Annotated in this window: 22 protein-coding genes; 13 read left to right on the plus strand and 9 right to left on the minus strand. The window is 64.2% G+C overall.

The window, feature by feature from the left end; genetic code table 11:
- Positions 1-2: 2 nt before the first annotated feature.
- Both ACK8OU_RS10030 and ACK8OU_RS10035 read right to left on the minus strand, forming a co-directional pair.
- On the minus strand, positions 3-392 hold the full coding sequence (locus tag ACK8OU_RS10030) for a DUF488 domain-containing protein (protein WP_410303243.1): 390 nt from the start codon (positions 390-392) through the stop codon (positions 3-5).
- Complete coding sequence (locus tag ACK8OU_RS10035; protein WP_410303244.1) at positions 392-805, minus strand: group III truncated hemoglobin; 414 nt, start codon at positions 803-805, stop codon at positions 392-394. The genes ACK8OU_RS10030 and ACK8OU_RS10035 overlap by 1 nt, the downstream gene beginning before the upstream one ends.
- A gap of 83 nt (positions 806-888) precedes the next feature.
- Here ACK8OU_RS10035 and ACK8OU_RS10040 point away from each other — a divergent pair, with 83 nt between their 5' ends.
- Genes ACK8OU_RS10040 through ACK8OU_RS10050 form a run of 3 tightly spaced genes read left to right on the plus strand, consistent with a single transcriptional unit; the run spans position 889 to position 1,814 of the window.
- Complete coding sequence (locus ACK8OU_RS10040) at positions 889-1,305, plus strand: RrF2 family transcriptional regulator (RefSeq protein WP_410303245.1); 417 nt, start codon at positions 889-891, stop codon at positions 1,303-1,305.
- A gap of 19 nt (positions 1,306-1,324) precedes the next feature.
- Entirely contained in the window at positions 1,325-1,633 is a 309-nt protein-coding gene (ccoS, locus tag ACK8OU_RS10045) for a cbb3-type cytochrome oxidase assembly protein CcoS (RefSeq protein ID WP_410303246.1), read from the plus strand.
- Complete coding sequence (locus ACK8OU_RS10050; protein ID WP_410303247.1) at positions 1,581-1,814, plus strand: hexameric tyrosine-coordinated heme protein; 234 nt, start codon at positions 1,581-1,583, stop codon at positions 1,812-1,814. The genes ccoS and ACK8OU_RS10050 overlap by 53 nt, the downstream gene beginning before the upstream one ends.
- Before the next feature lie 92 nt (positions 1,815-1,906).
- Here the strand turns inward: ACK8OU_RS10050 and ACK8OU_RS10055 are convergent, their stop codons facing one another.
- The 3 genes from ACK8OU_RS10055 to ACK8OU_RS10065 are packed head-to-tail and all read right to left on the minus strand — an operon-like array spanning position 1,907 to position 4,682.
- Positions 1,907-2,869, minus strand: a complete 963-nt coding sequence (locus tag ACK8OU_RS10055) for a response regulator (RefSeq protein WP_410303248.1) — start codon at positions 2,867-2,869, stop codon at positions 1,907-1,909.
- Complete coding sequence (locus ACK8OU_RS10060) at positions 2,866-4,203, minus strand: sensor histidine kinase (protein WP_410303249.1); 1,338 nt, start codon at positions 4,201-4,203, stop codon at positions 2,866-2,868. Before ACK8OU_RS10060 ends, ACK8OU_RS10055 begins: the two co-directional genes overlap by 4 nt.
- Entirely contained in the window at positions 4,200-4,682 is a 483-nt protein-coding gene (locus ACK8OU_RS10065) for a putative pterin-binding protein (protein ID WP_410303250.1), read from the minus strand. Before ACK8OU_RS10065 ends, ACK8OU_RS10060 begins: the two co-directional genes overlap by 4 nt.
- Before the next feature lie 134 nt (positions 4,683-4,816).
- Here ACK8OU_RS10065 and ACK8OU_RS10070 point away from each other — a divergent pair, with 134 nt between their 5' ends.
- From ACK8OU_RS10070 to ACK8OU_RS10095, 6 genes are all read left to right on the plus strand, one after another.
- Entirely contained in the window at positions 4,817-5,296 is a 480-nt protein-coding gene (locus ACK8OU_RS10070) for a hypothetical protein (RefSeq protein ID WP_410303251.1), read from the plus strand.
- Positions 5,297-5,452: 156 nt separating this feature from the next.
- Entirely contained in the window at positions 5,453-5,932 is a 480-nt protein-coding gene (locus ACK8OU_RS10075; protein ID WP_410303252.1) for a hypothetical protein, read from the plus strand.
- Complete coding sequence (locus tag ACK8OU_RS10080) at positions 5,929-6,456, plus strand: hypothetical protein (RefSeq protein WP_410303253.1); 528 nt, start codon at positions 5,929-5,931, stop codon at positions 6,454-6,456. The genes ACK8OU_RS10075 and ACK8OU_RS10080 overlap by 4 nt, the downstream gene beginning before the upstream one ends.
- Positions 6,453-6,971 carry a TMEM70/TMEM186/TMEM223 family protein gene (locus ACK8OU_RS10085; protein WP_410303254.1) on the plus strand — a complete coding sequence of 173 codons (519 nt, stop codon included), beginning with the start codon at positions 6,453-6,455 and terminating at the stop codon, positions 6,969-6,971. Before ACK8OU_RS10080 ends, ACK8OU_RS10085 begins: the two co-directional genes overlap by 4 nt.
- 32 nt (positions 6,972-7,003) lie before the next feature.
- Positions 7,004-7,975: a hypothetical protein gene (locus ACK8OU_RS10090; RefSeq protein ID WP_410303255.1), complete on the plus strand. Its 972-nt coding sequence runs from the start codon at positions 7,004-7,006 to the stop codon at positions 7,973-7,975.
- Positions 7,972-10,005, plus strand: a complete 2,034-nt coding sequence (locus ACK8OU_RS10095; protein ID WP_410303256.1) for a vWA domain-containing protein — start codon at positions 7,972-7,974, stop codon at positions 10,003-10,005. Before ACK8OU_RS10090 ends, ACK8OU_RS10095 begins: the two co-directional genes overlap by 4 nt.
- Positions 10,006-10,207: 202 nt before the next feature.
- Here ACK8OU_RS10095 and ACK8OU_RS10100 read toward each other — a convergent pair whose 3' ends face one another.
- A complete protein-coding gene (locus ACK8OU_RS10100; protein WP_410303257.1) occupies positions 10,208-11,140 on the minus strand; it encodes a Hint domain-containing protein in 933 nt (310 codons plus the stop codon).
- 503 nt (positions 11,141-11,643) lie between these two features.
- Here ACK8OU_RS10100 and ACK8OU_RS10105 point away from each other — a divergent pair.
- The 3 genes from ACK8OU_RS10105 to ACK8OU_RS10115 are packed head-to-tail and all read left to right on the plus strand — an operon-like array spanning position 11,644 to position 15,292.
- Positions 11,644-12,111, plus strand: coding sequence for a DUF2271 domain-containing protein (locus ACK8OU_RS10105; RefSeq protein ID WP_410303258.1), 468 nt, complete (start codon positions 11,644-11,646; stop codon positions 12,109-12,111).
- Between the two features lie 12 nt (positions 12,112-12,123).
- Positions 12,124-14,331: a PepSY domain-containing protein gene (locus ACK8OU_RS10110; protein WP_410303259.1), complete on the plus strand. Its 2,208-nt coding sequence runs from the start codon at positions 12,124-12,126 to the stop codon at positions 14,329-14,331.
- Positions 14,312-15,292 (plus strand): FAD:protein FMN transferase, encoded by a 981-nt coding sequence (locus tag ACK8OU_RS10115; protein WP_410303260.1) that lies wholly within the window; start codon positions 14,312-14,314, stop codon positions 15,290-15,292. The genes ACK8OU_RS10110 and ACK8OU_RS10115 overlap by 20 nt, the downstream gene beginning before the upstream one ends.
- A 9-nt stretch (positions 15,293-15,301) precedes the next feature.
- On the opposite strand, the gene ACK8OU_RS10120 is transcribed toward ACK8OU_RS10115, so the two are convergent.
- Positions 15,302-17,746 carry an FAD-dependent oxidoreductase gene (locus tag ACK8OU_RS10120; RefSeq protein WP_410303261.1) on the minus strand — a complete coding sequence of 815 codons (2,445 nt, stop codon included), beginning with the start codon at positions 17,744-17,746 and terminating at the stop codon, positions 15,302-15,304.
- Here ACK8OU_RS10120 and ACK8OU_RS10125 point away from each other — a divergent pair.
- On the plus strand, positions 17,746-18,726 hold the full coding sequence (locus ACK8OU_RS10125; protein WP_410303262.1) for a MurR/RpiR family transcriptional regulator: 981 nt from the start codon (positions 17,746-17,748) through the stop codon (positions 18,724-18,726). The genes ACK8OU_RS10120 and ACK8OU_RS10125 overlap by 1 nt on opposite strands.
- 138 nt (positions 18,727-18,864) lie before the next feature.
- Here the strand turns inward: ACK8OU_RS10125 and pta are convergent, their stop codons facing one another.
- The gene (gene pta / locus ACK8OU_RS10130) at positions 18,865-19,908 is read right to left on the minus strand and encodes a phosphate acetyltransferase (RefSeq protein ID WP_410303263.1); all 1,044 of its coding nucleotides are present in this window, start codon (positions 19,906-19,908) and stop codon (positions 18,865-18,867) included.
- A gap of 3 nt (positions 19,909-19,911) precedes the next feature.
- Positions 19,912-20,925: a YeiH family protein gene (locus ACK8OU_RS10135; RefSeq protein ID WP_410303264.1), complete on the minus strand. Its 1,014-nt coding sequence runs from the start codon at positions 20,923-20,925 to the stop codon at positions 19,912-19,914.
- Between the last annotated feature and the right edge of the window lie 76 nt (positions 20,926-21,001).

Raw genomic sequence — 21,001 nt, forward strand, 5'->3', positions numbered from 1 at the left:
CGTTACAGCCATTGGCGCAGGTAATCGCGCAACACGATGGCGTTGTTATGCGTCTCGTTCCTTGAGGCATAAAGCAGCGTGACGACGCCATCGCGTGCATATCCGGCAAGTTCGCGGACCAAATCGTCATGGGCGGCAAGTTCCGCCTGATAGCGCGTAGAGAACGCCTGCCATTGATCGGGGTGGTCGTGGAACCAGTGCCGCAACGCATCGCTTGGTGCGATCTCCTTGCACCATTGAAACAGTCGGGCGCGGTCCTTTGCCATGCCGCGCGGCCACAGGCGGTCGACCAGTATCCGTTTGCCATCCGACATGCGTGCCGCGCGATAGATCCGCTTGACGCGGATACGCGCGCCGGGGGCATCGGGGATGGGTGGGCTTGCCGATGACATCAACTGTCCCGCCCATCCGTGTTGCCGATCGCCTCTGCCGCCTTCAGCACATGGACCCAGGAGGCGCCTTCAGGCGGGCAGGTCTTGGCCGCGGTTTCACGAAACGGCGCCAGCCAGCGTTCGAAATGCGCCCATTCCACCGGCAGGGTCGCGTGGGCCGGCATCGGGGCCCCGTGATAGCGGCCAGTCATCAGCGCGGCCGAGGACCAGAAATCCACCATGCGTTCCAGGTGGGGGCCCCAATCGAAAGTCCGGGCGGCGAAGATCGGGCCAGGAACGGCGTCGGCGCGCACCTTGTCATGGCAACGATGCACCGGTTCGGTCAGCCTGTCGTCGTCCAGCCCGGTCCGCGCCATGATCGCGGCGGTCATTCGCGGGCGGGCCGGGATGATCTGTGGATCGGTGGATGACATGGGACCATCGGGAATTTGGCTTGAGTTTTATATTATCCCTGTTAAATAGGTATTGTAAATACCAGTTAAAGATGCGGGACGACATGAACCTCACTTCCTTCACAGATTACGGGCTTCGGATGTTGATGCGGATGGCGAGCGCGCCGGACCGGGCTTTCTCGACGGCCGATCTGGCCGAGGAATTCAAGCTGTCCCGCAACCACCTGACAAAGATCATGCAGCGGCTTGCGCAGGGCGGCATCGTCGAGACCCGGCGCGGGATGAACGGTGGCGCCGTCTTGCGATCCAGCCCTGCCCAGATCCGGCTGGGCGACGTCGTGCGGCTGCTCGAACAGGGGCAGGCGCTGGTCGCGTGTTTCGGGCCGACTGGAGGAGACTGCACGATAGAAGGCTGTTGCCGTCTGAAATCCCGGCTGCGGCAGGCGGAGATCAGGTTCATCGAGGATCTGAACAGGTCAACACTTGCCGATATTGCCCTTCCACAACAGGCTGCGGCGTAATCGAAAAAGGCGGGGCAAGATGACCGGAACGCTGTCGGTTTCCGAACGCCGCATTGGCATGATCCTGCTGGCCCTGATGGGGCTGTCCATGGCGGCGGCGGCGCGCCACGGCGTCATGTCCGCGCATGGGTTCATGGCGCGCGGGCCTGGAATCGGCCTGCTTGGTCTTTGCGCCTTCTTCTGGGCGTTCAGAAACGGGCAATCTGACGATCCGCACGGCGCCGCGTGGCGCGTTATCCCCCCAAGTCACCTATCCCGAACGGAAGGAAATTCCCATGGCAAACTGGCTCCCGACGCTCAAGACGGCAACGCCCGAAGAGGGCTATGACCTTGCGGTCAAACTTGCACGAATTGCCGTGAAACTGACCCAGCCCGACGCCGGGGTGCGCGATCGGTTGCGCCCGGAATACGCCGAAGATTCCAATGCCCTGATCGCTGTCAGTCAGGTTGTCGCGACGCATTTCGCCACCGTGGCCGCGGCGAATGACTACTGGCGGGACATGGCATGATGGACGAAATTCAGGATGACGGCCCGCGCGCATGACACCGAAAAAGGGGCGATTTCTGTGTCAGACGCACCCTTTGTCCTGCGTTGTTCAGATCATGTGGGTCGCGCCAGCGGCACCGACAGAACCAGCGCCACCAGTTCCGCCTGCCTTTGCACGCCGGTCTTGGCGAAGATGTTTCGCAGATGAAACGCGACGGTCGTGCCCGAGACCGCCAACCGATCCGCGATCTGGTTGCGGCGAAGTCCTTCGGCCAGCAAACAAGCGACCTGGGCTTCCATCGGGGTCAGGTCGAACAGCCGGCCAAGGGTCGCATTGTCCAGAGGGGGCTGGCCATCCGCGCCGCTCAGGATCAGCATGGCGACCGCCTCGTCATGGTGCGCGCGTGCCGGCAGCGACATCCCGACAACCATAAGATGGCACCTGCCTTCCAGGCGCAGGCCCGCCGGCACCATCCCTTCATCCGAAATCAACGAGGCGATCAGGGTGGATAGTTTCCGGCCATTTTCACCGTTGGTGGTGATGCGCCCGTCCAGCAAGATGCCGGCCTCGCCCGACAGGTGCCGCGCAAGGGGATTGGCATGGACCACGCCGCCATTGGCGTCGAGCAGCACCACGCCGATGGCCAGACGATCCAGTGCGATCAGGCCGGAACGGTCCCCGGGCATTGCGCGCAACCGCTGTATCCGGTTCAGGCGCGTTTCAACGGTCGCACGCAGCAGGTCGTAGTCAATCGGCTTGGTCAGATAGTCGTCGGCCCCGGCGATGCGACCGTCGATGATCTGCTGGCGTGAGGACAGGGCCGTCAGGAAGACAAAGGGCACGTCGTCAAGATCAGGCCGGGTCTGACGCAAACGGGACATGAACCCCTTTCCGTCCATGCCGGGCATCAGGATATCGCACAGGATCAGATCGGGCCGCCGGCTTTCCAGAAAGGCCATCGCCTCGCACGCATCTGCGACAGCCGTCACGGCATAGCCGGCCTCGTGCAGTTCGAACGCGATGTCGTCGCGCAGGGATGGTTCATCCTCGACACACAGGATCAGCGGTGCGGTCATGCGGCATCCTCCCTCGGCAGGTAAAGCGCGGCTGTCAGGCCACCTTCGGCGCGCGGCATCAAACGCACGTCGCCCCCCTGCATCCGGGCAAGATGGCGCGCCAGCGTCAGCCCCAGCCCGGAACCGGGCAGGGTTTCGTGCCCGCTGCCACGGTGGAACCTGTCAAAGGCGCGCGCGATCTCTTCAGGCGACATGCCCTTTCCCCGGTCCTCGATCCGACAGAGGATATGATTCTGCGATTGCGAAACCCCGACATCGACGCGGCAACCGGGCGGGGAATACAAAAGCGCATTGCAAAGCAGGTTGGACAGGATTTCGCCGGTCAGCGCCGAATCGCAGCGCGCGACCATCGGCGCTGCCTGCGTCAGCTGCCGGATACGGGACGGGTCGCGGTCCTGTGCCGATACCATCAGGTCGTCAACGACCGAGGCCACCAGATCACGCAGGTCATGGGCGCGCAGGTGGGGAAGAACCGCGTCACGTTCCAGCCGTGACATCATCAGCGCGGTATCCGTCAGCTTCACAAGCCGGGCAACCGCCTCGCGCGAGACGGTCGCCTTTTCCAAGATCAGTTCCGGCGAAACCGGGCCGCCGCCGCGCCGCGTCAGGCGGTGCATGGCGCTGTCGATCACGGCCAGCGGCGTGCGAAGTTGATGGGCAATCAGATCGGCGAACCGACGGTGATTTTCCGAGGTTTCGCGTTCGCGTTCCAGATCACCGGCCAGTTTTTCGGCCCGCAGCCGATCCAGCCGGCCCCGCATCAGCCGTCTTTCGCGGTCGATCAGGATTGTCGCCAGCCCCAACCCTGCGGCCGCAGCCCCCAGGATCGACGCCAGCGCAAGCCGGTGCAGATGCCCCAGACGGTCCAGCCGCGCCGCCTGGATCTGCCATTCGTGCGACATCACCAGACTGGCCTTGCCCCGCAGGGCTGCGACCAGCGCCGTGACATGTGCCCGCAACGCGGTCGGGTCAGCGCCTTGCGCGGGGTCCAGCGCCAGAAGCCCGCTGCGCCAGCCAGCCAGCGTTTCGGAAAGCCCCGCATCTTCAAGAAAGCGGCGTTGCGGGCCCGCCTCCAGCAGCGTCAGCCGGGACAGCAGCACGTCAAAGCGGGTCTGAACCTGTTGCGGCGCAGCCTTGTCCGAAAGCGCCAGCGCAAGGTTCAACGCCTCGATCTGCGCCTGGCCAAAGACCCAGATCATGTTTTCGGTGGCGTCGATCCGCATCTGGCGTTCCAGTCGGACAAGCTGCCATGCAGCCAGCCCCAGAAAGCCCAGGCAGATCAGCACAAGACCGCCCAGCCCCAGATATCGTATCCATTCCCGCGGGCCGGTCATTGCACATGCAGCGCAACAAGCTGCCAGACCCATCGCATGTCATACCGGATATCGGCCAGAACGCGGTGATCGTCGCGGGGATAGACGATCCAGACCGGACCCTTGTCGCGCGGGCTCAGGGGCACGCCGTCCATGTAAAGCGCGGCCAGAACATCGAAACGGTGGAAATCCTCAACCGGGATGTCGATGACATAATCATTCAGCGCCGTGGCGCGCACATGACTTCCCCTGGCCCCGGCGCGTGCAAGGATGTCGCGCATCAGCACGCCGCGAAATGCTGGCCGATTATCGGTGACGCTGGTCGATGTGGCAAATTCGTGCCAGTCCATCGCATCGAAATCCGCGCGCGTCAGGTCCACCCTGCCATCCCTGACCGCCCCGGTCAGGGTCAGCAGGACGCTCTCGGCGGCCATCGGCATGGCCGCGAGCAAAAGCGCCGCGATCAGCACGATTTGAGCGATGCGATGCCGCAAGTTCATCACCACAGCCTGACGTGAAAGCCAATCCCGATGTGACTTTAGCACAAAAGACCGCAGGTTCCCCGTTCAAACGAACGGGGCAGCCGATCCTGGTGAATGCTACCCTTGGGACCAAGCAGCAGGAGGGATCATTCTTGACCATTCTTTCGGCCATGCAAAGGACAGGCATACCCGTTCTGGCCTGTCTGCTGGCGCTGCCGGCGCTGGCCGACGGGCCGGGTGGCCTGGTGACCGGCAGTTTTGGCGATCAGCCACTGGAACTGACCATTGCACCCGAGTTGTCCGACGTGACGATCATCGGCAACTACGCCGATGCCTCCTTTCTTGCCGCACAGATGGAGGGAGCCCAGGGGCCGGTCAATCTGATACTGACGATCAACGGCGATCTGCCCGCGCCCGGTGAGATGGAGCTGATGATCGCCTTCGCCCGCGACATGGGTCGGAACTGGATTGGCGATCAGGACAGCCTGACGCTGGCGCTGGACGACTTCGCGGCGGGCGACGGGATCGTCGCCCTGAAGGGCACGATCACCGGGCAGGTCAGTGGCGGCCCCGGCTCTGAAACCCGGCCCGTCACCTTCAGCTTCGACGCCCGGCTTGAGGAGCTTGACTGAGATGACCGGAGCCCCGCAATTCGAATGGCAGTTCGGGACAGGCACACGGCGCTTGGGCGGGATCACCGGTTTTTTCCTGGCGACCGAGGCGATAGGGGCGAAACGCAATTCTGCGCGGGGCGTCCGCGAACAGCTGATAAGCCGACAGGACTGACGATGAAGGTGTTTCTTCCGCTGATCCTGTCCCTCGGCATCGCAGCCCCGGCCCGCGCGCTGGAGCCCATTGGCAAGATCGGGGCAAGCCTGGACGGTGAAGACCTGAATTGGCAGGTGCTGCGTCAGGATGACGGCCTGGCGATGGTGCAGATCACCGATATCGGCCCGCTGACCATGATCGACCTGCATGCGCTTGGTGACGGCAGCATTTCGATCGGCCTGATCTTTCACGGCAAACCTTCGGGCAATTCGCCGCCCGCCGGTCTGACCATCGACATGCGCCCGGATCGCGGGGCGATGGCAGGCGCCGTCTGGGAAAGCGAGGAAGAGCAGCCCCGGATGCAGATCGACCTGCTGGATCCTGAGGGCGAAGGTTGGATCCGGGCCGGTTTTTCGGCGGTTCTGTGCCGCCGGGATGCCCCTGACGATTGCCGAAATCTTGAGGGACGGATCGACACCTCGTTGGGTGCCGCGCCATGACGCTTGCCGAATTTCTGGCCGATCCGCTGCGCGTCACGCAAGTTTCCGAAAACGTGCTGGAGATCGAAAACCGTCCGATCCGGCGGGCGGCGATTGCCGCAGTGGTGATCCTGGTGGCGATTGCGTCGGGCCTTGCGGCCATTACGGACGGCGCTGTCGGCACGGGGGTCATCGTGCTGGCCATGGTGGGCCTGATCGGCTGGCTTTACCTGCATGAGGTGGTGCAACTGACACAGTTGCGCCTGGACCGGGCCGCGGGGTTTGCCCGGTTGCGCGTGACCACATTGCGCGGGCGGCAGGAAAAGACATGCGCGCTTGCGGATCTGCGCGGGCTGGAAAGCGTCGCGCATTATGGAACGGCCGCGGGAAACGATGAGACCCGGCTGGTCCTGATATGCGGATCGGGGCCAGAGCGGCGCGAGATCGTCGTGCCGATATTCCGGCCGGACCCCGACGAGGTGGCGCATCTGACCGGCATCATCAATGGTTGGCTGTCCCGCCGCGACCAGAAAGATCCGTCATGAGCATCAAGACGAATACGCCCGACCTGCTGGAACTGGAACTGGCGATACCGCGCTTTATCCTGTGGTTCGTCATGGTGCCTGTGTTGCCGGTCACGCTGATCGGGCTGGCCAATCTGACCGGCGGCGAGGTCCTGACCGCGCTGGTGCTGCTGGTCGGGCTGAACGGGGCCTTTGTCGCAGGGTATATCGCCCTGTCCGAGCGTACACGGCTGAGGCTGGACGCCGGATCCGGGCAGGTCAGCATCACCCGGACATCGCGCCTCGGCACGCGCCGGCGGGACTATCCGTTGGAGACCCTGGACAGTGCCGAACTGGACCGCAGCCATACCGCGCGCGAGGACCGCACGACATCAAAGGTGGTTCTGGTCTTTCGCCACACACGCCCGGCGACGCGGGTCACGCTGTCGCGCTGGGGCGTATCGGGCGATGGGCCCGCGCTGATCGCCAATGACATCAACGCCTGGCTGCGACGCCATTTCGGGGACGAAACAAGCGTCCCCAGCCGTCACCCCTGAAGCCGACAGACACCCGAAAGGAAACCGGAACCGTGTGGGATTTCAATATCGGACAAGCGATCGGCCTGATGATGCGGACGCTGCCCTTCGTGCTCTTGCGGGCGGCGGTCTATTTCGGGATCACGCTGGCCTATATCCTTGCGACCGGCACCGGCGTCGGGATCGGCTGGGGCGTCGGTGCCTTTGGCGACGACGACTTCCGGGCAACGTCGATGGCCTGGGGCGGCATCGCGGGCCTGACGCTGGCCGGGGCGGTGATGTATTGGCTGCGCGAGTATATCCTTTACATCGTCAAGGCGGGCCACGTCGCGGTGCTGGTCGAACTGATCGACGGCAAACCGCTGCCGCAGGGGCGCGGCCAGATCGCCCATGCCACGGTCGTGGTGAAGGAACGGTTCGGCCAGGCGTCGTTGCTTTTTGCGCTGGACCAGCTGGTCAAGGGCGTGATCCGCGCCATCACGGGGCTGGTGCGCGGCATCCTGTCGATCCTGCCGATCCCCTATGTCCGGCAGTTGATGGGCGTCGTGCAGGCCTTTCTTCGCATGGCGGTGGGCTTTATCGACGAGGTGATCCTTGCCCATGCGATCCGCACCCGATCGACGGATGCCTGGGGATCGGCGCATGAGGCCCTGGTACTTTACGGCCAGAACTGGAAGGTGATGCTGCGCAACGCCGCCTGGCTGACGCTGATCACCTATGGCCTGGCCTTTCTGGTTTTCCTCGTGACGCTTGCCCCGGCGGCGGCGCTGGTCCATGCCATGCCCGGCGCCTGGTCGGCAGGGGGTTTCGTCTTTGCGCTGCTGCTTGCCTGGAGTGTCAAGGCCGCCTTCCTGGAACCCTTCGCCGTCGCCTGCCTGATGCAGGTCTATTTCAGGACGACGGACGGTCAGCGCCCCGACCCGGAATGGGAGGCGCGGCTGGATAAGATGTCCTCGCATTTCCGCAAGCTGAAAGAGCGCGCGGGCCCCCGCTTCGGCGCCACGCACAACGGAGAAGCCGTATGAAATGCCCAGTAATTCCCGGGCTTGCCGCCCTGGCGTTCTTTCTTGCGGCACCGACGCTTGCCCAGGATCGCCCGAACACGATCCTTGTGCTGGATGCATCGGGGTCGATGTGGGGTCAGATCGACGGGGTGAACAAGATCACCATCGCCCGCGAGGTTGTGGCTGACATCCTGTCGGATTTCCCGGCGGATCAGAACCTTGGCTTTGTGACCTATGGCCATCGCGAACGCGGGCAATGCACGGATATCGAGACGGTTGTTGCACCGGCGCCGGGCACCGCCGATGAAATTACCCGCATCGTCCACGGGTTGAACCCGCGCGGCATGACCCCGATGACCGACGCCGTCATCGCCGCCGCACAGGCGTTGCGTCATACCGAACAGGCGGCGACGGTAATCCTGGTTTCTGACGGGATCGAGACCTGCAACCCCGATCCCTGCGCCGCCGCGCGCGCGCTTGAGGCGGCCGGCACGGATTTCACCGCCCATGTCATCGGGTTCGATGTTTCCAAAGAGGCCGAGGCGTTGATGCAGATGCAATGTATCGCCGAAGAAACCGGAGGCCGCTTTCTGACCGCAGACAATGCCCTGGAACTGACCGGCGCCCTGCGCGAAGTCACCGCCGCGCCACCTTCGGGAACCTTCACCTTCACCGCCAGTCTCGGCGGCGCAGAGATCGGCGACGCCCCCGTCTGGGACCAACCGTCAACAGCGCCGGACCTTCCCCTTCTGGCCGGCGAGGTGATCTGGGAAATCTCGGACACCGGGTTCAGCATGGTGCGGACGGGCACCGCGAATCCCTTTACCGCCGACCTGCCGTTCGGCGACTATATCGTCACGGTCCATTCGATGGCGCAGGACGATCTTTCGCAGGCCGAAATCCGTCTGGCGCCGGACAGCACACACAATGTGCATGCGATCTTTCCGGCCATCGCGCCGCAGCAGCCGCCGGCACAGGTCCACGCCCCGGCGCAGGTCGTGGTCGGATCGGCCTTCCCCGTTACCTGGCGTGCCGAAGGGCTTCATCCGCGCGACTATGTCACGATCGTGCCCGCCGGGGCCAGGGATGGGGACTATGGCGACTATGACCGCATGGAAGGCCGCGCCGAGGGTGATCTGCGCGCCCCGGCGGAACCCGGTCTCTATGAGGTTCGCCTGCAACTGGATTCCGGTGACCGGGTTCTGGCCCGTACGGCCATCGAGGTGGTCGATGCCGATGTCACGGTCACTGCCCCGGCGCAGGTCGTGGTCGGATCGGCCTTTCCCGTTACCTGGCGGGCCGAAGGGCTTCATCCGCGCGACTATGTCACGATCGTGCCCGCCGGGGCCAGGGATGGGGACTATGGCGACTATGACCGCATGGAAGGCCGCGCCGAGGGTGATCTGCGCGCCCCGGCGGAACCCGGTCTCTATGAGGTTCGCCTGCAACTGGATTCCGGTGACCGGGTGCTGGCCCGCACGGCCATCGAGGTGGTCGAGGGGGATGTCGCGATCAATGGGCCCGACAGGGTCCGGGCCGGAACCGGGATTGCCGTGTCATGGACCGGGACCATCCATCCGCGCGACTACATTGCCATCGTTCCCGTCGGCACGCCGGATGGCGCGCAGAACGGCTACCGCCGCGTCGGCGATGCCGAAATGGCCGATCTTACCGCCCCGCCAGAGCCGGGCGCCTATGAGATCCGGTATCACCTGGACCACGGCGACAGGGTCATGGCGCGCCGGCCGATCGAGGTGCTGGCGGCGGATGCGCCTATGGACGACGGCGCCGGGCTGGTGGTGCCCGCCACCGCGAAGCCGGGCGAAATCATCACCGTTTCCTGGACGGTCGAAGCCGATGATGCCGACCGGCGTGTGGCGTTGGCCCGGGCCGACGCGCCCGATTTCACATGGATTTCTGCGCATCGCGTGGGAGATGAAAACCAAACGGAATTCAGGCTTCCGGGCGACCCGGGCCAATATGAGGTGCGTTTCCTTGACCTTCGGGATCAGAGCGTTCTGGGACGCGCAATTATCACGCTTGGCGAATGACATAGCCAACACCAAAAGTACAAGGGACCCCACAACCATGTTCAGATCAGTCGTCGCAGCTTTCTGATTCAGCGGGAAAATGGGGCGGCACGGCGCCTGCGGGCGGAATTCCGGTCACGGGGCAGCGCCGCTGCGCGCAGGATCCACCCGCCTCCCGTGCGGGGCGATGATGCCAGGGCCGTAACCGGGCGCGGTCCTGGCTTTACCCCCCGATTTTGGCGTCAGCCCGCATCCGTTCCGGCCTGAAGCTATAGCCAAGCCTGCGCAGATCGCTGCGTTTCAGCACCGGCAGGCAGGGTTGCGTGGAAATATGTGCCAGCGAAGCATCGACTTGGTTGGCCAGTGCTTCCTGGGCCATCGGCCCCTGGAGAAGCGATTCGGCAGGCATGCCCTCGGCTACCAGCAGGCAGTGGCGGGGACACAGCAGATGGAAATACATGACCAGGTGCAAGTCGGAAACGATGGTAATGCAATCGTCGTCCAGCAGATATTTCACGGGAACCAAAACAGTTTTCGTCCCAAAGGCAGAAACGAAGCGGCTGTCGGAAATTGGCACCCGATGTTGCGGCGACAGGCGCAGCGACCGTTCGGGCAGGCCGGGGCCGAAACTATGGGCGGCGATCTCAACCGGCTTGTGGCGCTGGTCCCGCGGGGCCACAAGCCCCTGTTCGTGCTGGCCGATCCAAAGCAGCGGCATTTCTTGTCCTGCCGCATCGATCAGCACATCGCCAACCGCCAGAGTTTCCACAGTGCGGTAACCCTCTCGGGTCAGGATCCGCGTTCCTGCGGTGAAACACAGCGGTGACCCCGTCACCAGACTATAGCCGATGGGGTCGACATCGACAATCAGAAGCAGCGCCCCGACCAGGTTTGGCGTTCCCTCCGGGTAGATGAAACGCAGATTTCCACCGCTGTCCTGAACGATGACCACATCCACCGCTGATCCAAGCGCCACGGTGGCACCCAGCACCGTTATGCCGGGCGTGACCGTACCAGACCCAAGCATGGTATAGGGCGTACCGCCCAGTGTCAGGCTTTCGCCCACAGACAGCTTGCCATTTGCATCCGAAAGGGTTTGCCCGGTTTGCAGCGTACCGAAGCTGGAGAGCACCAGATTGGTGGGCTTGCTGAACAATTGTGTAGCCAGCAAAGATCCATTGTAGGCGCGCGATGATACGACGTAGTCCAAAAAACAACCCTTTAACAGAAAAACGCACTTGTACAGTTCTATAGAATAACACCTGACCGCCCCATTTCGTCAAGCCCTCAGCGTCGTTCACGATCATGTGATGGCCGCGCAGGGATCACCGGGTTCACGTCGGCTCTGTGTTGCCGGGGTTACGGCATCGCAAATCGACCGGCCGCATGATGCGGGGCATGGTCCCGTGGCGTCCTTTTGATCCGTGCGTGACTTTGACCCGTGTTGGGTCCGTTCTGGCCCTCTCGCCTGACGCCAAGCTGAAGCAGAAAGGTTTCGCGCGTCAGGAACCGCTCAGGTACGGGGTTCAGCCTGATGGCATCCCGATCCAGGCAGACCAGCGGACCAGCCATGACATCCCGACGTTCCGTTCTGATCGCCGCATCCTGTCATCCGGTCCCGGCAGGAACGGGACCGCTCTTCACTGCAAAGGTTCTCTCATGAAATCCCTTCTTGCCACCCTTGCCCTGACCACCGCGCTGACCCTGCCGGGGCTGGCGATGGCCCGTCCCGTGACGCTGACCACGACGCTGAACAACTATGGCGGCGATGGGGCTTATCTTGCCCTTTACGTCACCGATGCTTCCGGCGCCTATGTGGGCAGCCTCTGGATGGCGGGCGAAAAGTCGAAATACTACGAACACCTGAACGACTGGTACGCCGCGACCGGGGGTGACCCCGCCCAGATCAACGGCATTACCGGGGCCAGCGTCGGGGCGGGCCGGACGCTGGAAATCACGCTGGATCTGGCCGATGCGCTGTTCGATGCGGGTTACATGCTGCACATCGACGCCGCGGTCGAGGACATGCGCGACAGCCCGAATGAGATCGCAGTGCCCTTGACCGCCGTTGGCGCCGGTACGCCTGTGCAGGGCCGCCGCTACATCGCCAGCTTTGCCTATCAGTAAGGGGATGGCCCCATGATCCGTTCGTTTCATCGCTGGCCGGGGCTTCTGGCCCTTGTCGTTGTGACCGTCCTTGCGCTCAGCGGGGCGGCGCTGTCGGTTTTTCCCATGGCCGAACGTCTGTCCGCACCGCAGCCCGTGGCGGGGCAAAGCGTGGCCGACCTGGCCGCCCGCGTTGCCGTCACCCATCCGGGGCTGGAGGAGATCCGCCGCGCGCCCTCTGGCACGATCACTGCCTGGTGGTTCGACGGCGGCACGCCGGGTTCGGCGGTGATTGACCCGGCCACCGGGGCGGATGTCGCCTTGGCCGATCCGAACCCGGTGGAACGCTGGCTTACCAACCTGCACCGTTCCCTTTTTCTGGACGATGCCGGGCGGCTGGTCATGGCCGCGGGTGCCGCGGCGATGCTGGTTCTGACCCTGTCGGGGGCTGTGCTGGTTGCGCGGCGCACCGGCGGCTGGCTGCGCTGGTTCGCCCGGTTGCGCGGACCTTTGGCCGGGCGGCTGCATGTGGAGATCGCCCGCGTGGCCGTCCCTGGCCTTGCGCTGTCGGCGATGACGGCGCTGTGGATGACGGCCTCGACCTTCGACGTTCTGCCCGATGACGGGATGCGCCCGGCCGATCCTGCGGCGGTCAGCGGCCAGATGGGGTTTCCGCCTGGGCGGATGGCCGCGCTGCAGGATGTGCCTGTCCAAAGCCTTCGCAAGCTCAGCTTTCCCTACAAAGGCGATGCGCAGGATGTATTCACGCTGGCAACCGATGACGGCACGGGCCTGATTGACCAGGGCACGGGCGCGTTGCTTTCATGGGCGGAGGTGACGCCGTGGCGGAAAATGTCCGAGACCGTCTATATGCTGCATACCGGCCAGGGCGCGGCGGGGCTGGGGCTGGTGCTTGGCCTGATCGCGCTGAGCGTGCCAGTGATGGGCGCAACCGGCGTGCTGATCTGGGTTGCCGGGCGGCGGGGCCGGCCCCGGCTGCGCGGCAATGCCCCGGCCGCGCGGGCGCAGACGGTCATTCTTGTGGGGTCCGAAGGGGGCAGCACCTGGGGCTTTGCCGCGACGCTGACATGCGCCCTGCGAAAAGCGGGGCAGGCGGTGCATGTGGCACCGATGTCCGCCTTCGATCCGGCCATTCACCCCCGGGCCGAACGTTTCCTGATCCTGGCCGCGACCTATGGTGAAGGCGACGCGCCCGCTTCGGCCAGGGGGTTCCTTGACCGGCTGGCGCGCATGACCGAGGCACCGAAGGCCCCGCTGGCCGTGCTGGGCTTTGGCGACCGCGGCTTTCCGGCCTTCTGCGCCTTCGCGGCAGAGGTCGAAGAACGCGCCCGCGCCATGGGCTGGGCTACTCTTTTGCCCATGGACACCGTGGACCGTCAGTCACCGCAGGATTTCGTGCGCTGGGGCCGGGCGCTGGGTGGCGCCCTGGGCCTGACGCTGGAGCTTGACCATCAGCCCACCCGCCCCGCCGCCGACAGTCTGGCGCTTGCCTCGCGCCGCGACTATGGGGCCGAAGTGCAGGCCCCGACCGCGATCCTGCGCTTTGACCTGCCGCAGGCGTCGTTCCGGGCGCGGCTTGCAGGCAGGGGCTTTGCGCGGTTTCAGGCGGGTGATCTGCTGGGCATCCTGCCCGAAGGGTCGGCCGTGCCGCGGTTCTATTCTCTGGCATCTGGCAGCCGCGATGGCTTTGTCGAGATCGTGGTGAAGAAGCATCCCGGCGGTCTGTGTTCCGGCCAGCTTCTGGCGCTGGAACCGGGCGACCGCGTGCAGGCCTTCCTGCGGCGCAATCCGGGCTTCCACGCCGGGCGCGGTCACGCACCGCTGATCCTGATCGGGGCGGGCACCGGCATCGGGCCGCTGGCCGGGGTCATCCGCGCCAATGCCCGCTGCCGCGCGGTGCACCTGTTCTTTGGGATGCGTCACCCCGACAGCGATTTCCTTTATGGCGACGATCTGGTCGCGTGGCAGGCCGGGGGGCGGCTTGCCCGCCTGTCCACCGCCGCCTCTCGTGGGGCGCGACCGCACTATGTGCAAGATGCGCTGCGGGCCGAGGCCGCGCAGGTGGCCGAGGCGATCTGCCAGGGCGCAAAGGTGATGGTCTGTGGCGGGCGTGACATGGCGCAAGGCGTGGCCCGCGCGCTTGAGGATATCCTTGCACCAATGGGTATGACGCCCGCGATGCTAAAGGCCGGGGGGCGTTATGTCGAAGATGTCTACTGACCTTGTCCGCCACGCGCTGAATGGCCCGACCATGGGAACCCGGTGGACCGCGCTGTTCTTTGCCGCCCGGGATTTCGACCCCGCCCGGGCGCAGACAGCCCTGCAGGCGGCGGTGGATGCGATAGATGCGCAGATGTCCATGTGGCGGCCCGACAGCGACCTGATGCGCCTGAACGCGGCGCCGGTGGGTGAGTGGCATGACATGCCTCATGATTTCGCGCGTGTGCTGGAACTGGGGCTGGGCATCGGTCGCGCCTCGGGCGGGGCCTTCGACATCGGGCTGGGCGATGCAGTGCGGGCCTGGGGCTTTGGCCCCGCCGCAGCCGATCCGCAGGCCATCCGTGCCGCGATTGAGGCCCCCCGTCGCCCCGCTTTCGAGACGTTGGAGCTTGGCGGCGGCAGGGTACGCAAGACCGCGCCCATCACGCTGGACCTGAACGGTATCGCCAAGGGATACGGCGTGGACCGGCTGGTCGATTGCTTGCGCAACCACGGCATCCGCGATGCGCTGGTCGGCATCGACGGCGAGATGCGCGCCATGGGTCTGCGCCCCGACGGCAGCCCCTGGACCATCGCGGTCGAGGCCCCCGACCGTAACCGCCGCGCGCCGTATTCGGTGCTGACGTTGCAGGATGCGGCCGTGGCGACTTCGGGTGATTACCGCCACTGGGTCACGGTCAATGGCCGACACCTGGCGCACACGATGGACCCGGGGCGCGGGGCACCCCTTCTTGGCTCGCCCGCATCGGTTACCGTGATCGCGGCCACCTGTGCCGGGGCCGATGCATGGGCCACCGCGCTGATGGTGATGGGCACGGATGAAGGCGCAATCCTTGCCAGGAAGTTCGGCCTGGACGCCCTGTTCCTTGCGCGCGATGATGCGGGCGACGTGCAAAGCCTTGCCGTTGGACGCCTTTTTTCTGGAAAGCCCGCGGCAACGGCCCCGGCCGCTGAAGACTGACCCCGTGGATCACGCGCAGACGGCGCGGCTGTCAGCCCGTGGCTTGAGGCCTTCAGGATCGTATGCCGGTTCGCCCAGAATTCTGGCTGGCCGCGGCACACCCATGATCACGACGTTCAAAGTCGTTCCGGGCGCGGCGAATTCGGGTTTCACATAGGCAAAGGCCAGCAGCTTTCCAACGCCATGACCGAAGGCGATGGAACTGACGGTTCCGATCTGAGTGCCGTTCGCCAGAACCGCCTCGCCGCCGTTGCCGTCGGATTTGCCGTCATCGGCCACTTCCAGATAGACGCAGACGAAGCGCCGCGGCCTGACCGCGGCTGCTTCCGTCACCGCCTTGCCACGGAAGTCCTTGTCCAGTTTGACAAAGTTCATGACATCCGCTTCGGGCAGCGTCACTTCATTCGTGAGCTCTCCGGCGCCCTTGAGGGCCTTTTCCATGCGCATCGCGTTCATGGCAAAGGATCCGTAGTTCTTCAGCCCGTATTGCTTGCCTGCCGCCTTGATGGCACGGAAAGCCCCAAGGGTCGCATCGCGGGGGCCGTGGAATTCCCAGCCAAGTTCGCCCGCATAGGACATGCGGAAAGCCCAAAGCCTGTGGCCGCCCACCTCGATTTCCTGTGCTGTCATCCACTTGAATCCGGCGTTGGAAAGGTCGGAGCCGGTGCAAGCCGTGAGAATGTCGCGCGACAGCGGCCCGTTCAGCGCAAACGCACCCCAGTCGGACGAGCGGTTGGTTATCGTCACCTTCCCGCCCTTCTGCGCGAAGCTCAGATTGTCGAGCAGACGCTGTTCGAAGAAGGCCGCGCAGACCAGGTAGAAGCGGTCCTGGGAAAGGCAGATGATCGTGGTTTCCAGCTCGATCCGGCCCGCCTCGTTCAGGACGTGTGTCAGGGCGATGCGCCCCGGCGCGGGCAACCTGTTGCCGACCAGTCCATCAAGGAGGGCGCGCGCGTCCGGCCCCGAGACCTCAATCTTGGTAAAGGCCGAGATATCCATTATCCCGGCGCGTGCGCGAACCGCGCGTACTTCGGCCCCGACAATGTCGTGCAGTCTGGTGCGGCGGAAGCCGTAAATATCCGCCGCTTCGGTCCCCTCTGGCGCGAACCAGCGCGGACGTTCATGGCCGTAGACTTCCTCGAACACCGCGCCTTCGGCCTTGCAATCTTCGTAAAGCGCCGAGGGTTTTGCCGGCCGGCCTTCAGGACGGTTGAAGTGCGGGAATGGAATTTCGTGCCGCAGAAGGTAATCCTCTTTCGCCTTGGTGATCTGGTAGGTCTTATCCGCATAGGGGCCGAACCTGCGCGGATCGAATTCACGCATGTTGATCTCGGGCGTGCCCGAAATGATCCATCGCGCCAGTTCCCGCGTCAGGCCAGGCCCCCAGCCGATACCGATCTGGGTGCCGCAGCAGCACCAGTAGTTTCGCAGCCCCGGCGCCGGACCGATCAGCGGGTTGCCATCGGGCGGATGGCTGATCGCGCCATGCACTTCGCGGGTTATTCCAAGTTCAGCAAGGATCGGCATCCGGTCCATCGCGTTTTCCAGCCAGGGCATGATGCGGTCATAATCCGGTTCGAAAAGCTCGTTCTCGGCTTCCCAGGGGCAGTGATCCTCCCAGACAGTGTTCGGATTGGCCTTCTCGTAAATACCGATCAGGCCTTTCTTCTGTTCCATCCGGATATAGCCCGAGACCAGCCGATCATCGCGAACGACGGGGAGTTCCTTGTCGAGACCCTGAAACTCGGGCACCGTGTCGGTGATGAAATAGTGGTGCGTCATCGAGGTCGCCGGAAGGTCATAGCCCGACCACAAAGCCACCTGTCTTGCGTAGGTGCCGCCGGCGTTGACGACATGTTCGCAAGTGATCGAACCCTGTTCGGTTTCCACAACCCATTCGCCGTTCGGCGCAGATGTCACGTTCGTGGCCCGACAGTGACGGATTACCTTCACGCCCAATTGCCGCGCCCCCTTGGCAAGCGCGAAGGCCGCGCCTGCCGGATCGACATGGCCGTCGTCGGGCGTGTGCAATGCCGCCTTGACGCCATCAAGGTTGTAGAAGGGATGCAGTTCACGAATCCGCTCGGGCCCGATGAGTTCCATCGGGAACCCGAGGCCCTTGCCGACCGAAATCGTCTGGTGGAGCCAGTCAAGCTCGTCGTCGGTATAAGCCAGCCGGAGCGAGCCACAGCCATGCCAGGTGACCGACTGCCCGGTCTCTGCCTCAAGCACCTTGGAGTACAGATCGATATTGTAGCCCACGCACTTGCCAAGGCCATAACTGGACGTGGAATGTGTGATCTGCCCGGCGGCATGCCATGTGGAACCAGAGGTGAGTTCAGCCTTTTCCAGCAGGACGACATCCGTCCAGCCTTCGTGTGCAAGGTGATAGGCAAGACCGCAGCCCATGATGCCGCCTCCGATGATCACCACGCGGGCAGAGGAGGGAACCATTGATCTCTTCCTTTCGAACAAATGTTTTCTGTGGACAGGGCTATCGAACATTTGTAGTTTCGTCAATCATGAAGAAAACAAATGAACCAACGCCGATGACATCCCTTGAAATCCTTGACCGGATTCAGGCGCAACGTGCTGAATTTACGCCAGAATTGGCAAAGTTGGCGGGATTTTTGCTTGAAAACTCCAATGAGATCGGGGTGTGTTCCATCCGTCAGCTCGCCGCCAGGGCGGATGTGAAGCCGAACACTTTGGTACGTTTGTCCCGCGCGCTTGGAATCGAAAGCTATGAATCGTTCCGAGAGGTATTTCGAAATGAAATCCGCCAGGGCCGCGAGACATATCCCGACCGGGCGCGCTGGCTTCAGTCGGTTGCGCAACGTGACGAGATGGGCGCCCTTTTCGCCGCCAGCGCCGAAGCGGCCATTGACGGCATCGAAGGCTTTTTCGCCGCGACGGATCACCGCGCCATTCAGGCGGCGGCACGCGAAATCGTATCTGCACGGCGCTGCTATGCGCTTGGTGTGGGTGTGAACAACGCAATCGTGCAGAACTTTGCCTATCTTGCCGGCATGGCCATCGATGGCGTGCGGGCCCTGCCCCAAGGCGGAATGCAGCCTGTGGACGGCCTTGCGCGCGCCGACAAGAACGACGTTCTGATCGCCATGACCTTTCGGCCCTACCGGCGCGAAATTGTCGAAGCGGTCGCGGTTGCGCGCGCTCAGGGTGTTCGGGTCATCGCCATTTCCGACAGTCTCGCAAGCCCGATCATGCCCGAGGCGCAGCACAGGTTCGTCGTGCCGACCGACACGCCGCAATTCTTCATCTCAACCGTGGCGCTGACGGCGTTTTTCGAGGTTCTGGTCGCATTCATCATCGCGGAAGCCGGCGAGGACGTCGTGTCCTCGATCGCAAGCTATCACAGCCAACGCCATGCCTTGGGCATCTATGTCGGAGAAAAGGATACGCACGAATAAGCGTTCACCAGCCCCCGGCGCCCGCTTCCCGTTCAAGGCCTACGCTCAGAAGGCGAGCAACCTTCAACTCTGGCATGAGAAGCTTTCAGCCTTGACGCCTTTCAGGTGCCCCGGCGGGTCAGAGGCCGGTTGAACGGGTCATGTACAGCCGGCATGCCCCGCTGCGAAGCTTTTCGGTATTTGCGGGCAGTCGATGGCCTGCACCACTGTCACCGCGATCGTGGCCACAATATCTTCGACCGAGCAGCCGCGTGACAGGTCGTTGGCCGGGCGCCGCAACCCTTGCAGTATCGGGCCGACAGCCTGCATTCCGGCCAGCCGTTCGGCGATCTTGTAGCCGATATTGCCGGCCGCAAGATTGGGGAAGACAAAGACGTTCGGACGCCCTTCGAGACGGCTGCCCGGGGCCTTACGGGCGCGCAATTCATGATCAAGAGCCGCGTCGAACTGAATTTCGCCGTCGATCTGAAGCTCTGGTTCGGCCGCGCGCACGATGGCCAGCGCCTCGCGGATCTTGTGCAGGCTTTCATGTTCGGCCGAGCCCGCTGTCGAAAAGGACAAAAGCGCGATGCGCGGCTCCTCGTTCAGGAGCTGACGGCATGACCGGGCCGAGGCACGGGCGATGGCGGCCAGTTCCTGCGCATTCGGCTCGATCACCAGACCGCAATCGGAAAAGATCATCCCCCCCTGAAGTTTTGACCCCGGTGTGCAGGAAAGCATCAGGAAAAAGCTTGATACGGTGGAAAGGCCCGGTTCCCTGCCGATGGTCTGCAAGGCCACGCGCACGGTTTCTGCGGTGGTCGCGACCGCGCCGCCGACCGTGCCGATGGCGTCGCCGGTGAACACCCGCAGGGCCGCATGCAGATGCGGCTGGCAGACAAGTTCCCGGGCCTTTTCCAGGGTCATCCCTTTATGCGCGCGCAGGGCATGGAACACCGAGGCCAACACACCGATGCGGGGGTAGTCCCCGGGCGCCTCGACACGGATTTCGCCGGGGCGGGCGCCGAGTGCGGCAAGGGCAGGGGTGATCTGCGCCGGATCCCCCAGCAGAACGATCCGGGCCAGACCGTCGCGCTGCGCATGCAATCCGGCCGCCTGCACCCGCGGATCCCCGCCTTCGGGCAAGATGACGGTACCGGCATTTTGCCGCGCACGGTCGAAGATGTGATCAAGGGCTTTCATTGCTTACTCCAGAAAATGCAGGCCGGCCAGCACCCAGCCGCCGATAAAGAGGGTTTCGGCAACGATCAGGGCGATGGCGCTGCCGCCGACCTGAAGCATCCTGGCCAGAGAGGTCTTGATCCCCACCGCCGCGATCGAGATCAGCAGCGCCCAGCGGGAAATCACCCCCGCCCATTCCGCGACGATGGCGGGCACCACGCCAAAGGAATTCAGCGCGGCAAGCACCAGAAAGCCCATGACGAAGCCGGGCAGGAGTGGCGGGCGCGGACCGCTGCCCACATCGCGTGCGACGAAAGCGCGGATCAGCACCGAGGCCATGAGCACAACCGGCGCCAGCATCGCGACGCGGATCAGTTTGACGAGGGTCGCGGTTTCGCCGGTTTCGGTGCTGATCGAGAAACCTGCGCCGACGACCTGGGCGACATCGTGGATCGTGCCGCCGAGGAAGACACCCCCCGCGCGGGCATCGAAGCCCAGAATTTTCGAGAGCATCGGATAAATCACCATCGCCACCGTCGAAAGCACCGTGACCGACATGACCGTGAAGGCAAGGTCGCGTTCGGCCTTGTCGTGGCGGGGCAGGATCGCGGCAATCGCCATGGCCGCCGAAGCCCCGCAGATCGCGACCGAACCGCCGGTCAGCAGGGCAAAACGCCACTTGCGCCCGAAGAAGCGGCCGATCAGCAGGCCAAAGGCGATTGTCGCGATGACCCCGCCGACGACAAGCGCGATCAGGTCCGCGCCAAGCCCCGCGAGCATGTCGACCGAGATCCGTGCGCCGAGCAGCGCCACACCAAGCCGTAAAACGGTGCGCGAGGTGATCGCGATACCGGGGGCGGTCGGGCTGCCGTCTTCGGCAAGAAAGTTCAGTGCCAGTCCCAGCAGCAGCGCCATCAGCATCGCAGGCGCACCGTAATGTTCAGAAAGGAATTGTGCGGTCGCGGCCACGAGGGCCGAGACGAGAAAGCCGGGGAACAGCACCCGCAGCTGGTTGGGGGCGGACGTGACTGCGATCATGGCAGGGCTCCGGGCGGATTGTGCGAAGGAGAGGCCCCCGCCAGTGCAGGAAACGGGCGAGGTCGGGTGCGGCGGG

The organism is Pontitalea aquivivens (assembly GCF_046507575.1).
Taxonomy (GTDB): Bacteria; Pseudomonadota; Alphaproteobacteria; order Rhodobacterales; family Rhodobacteraceae; genus Pontitalea; species Pontitalea aquivivens.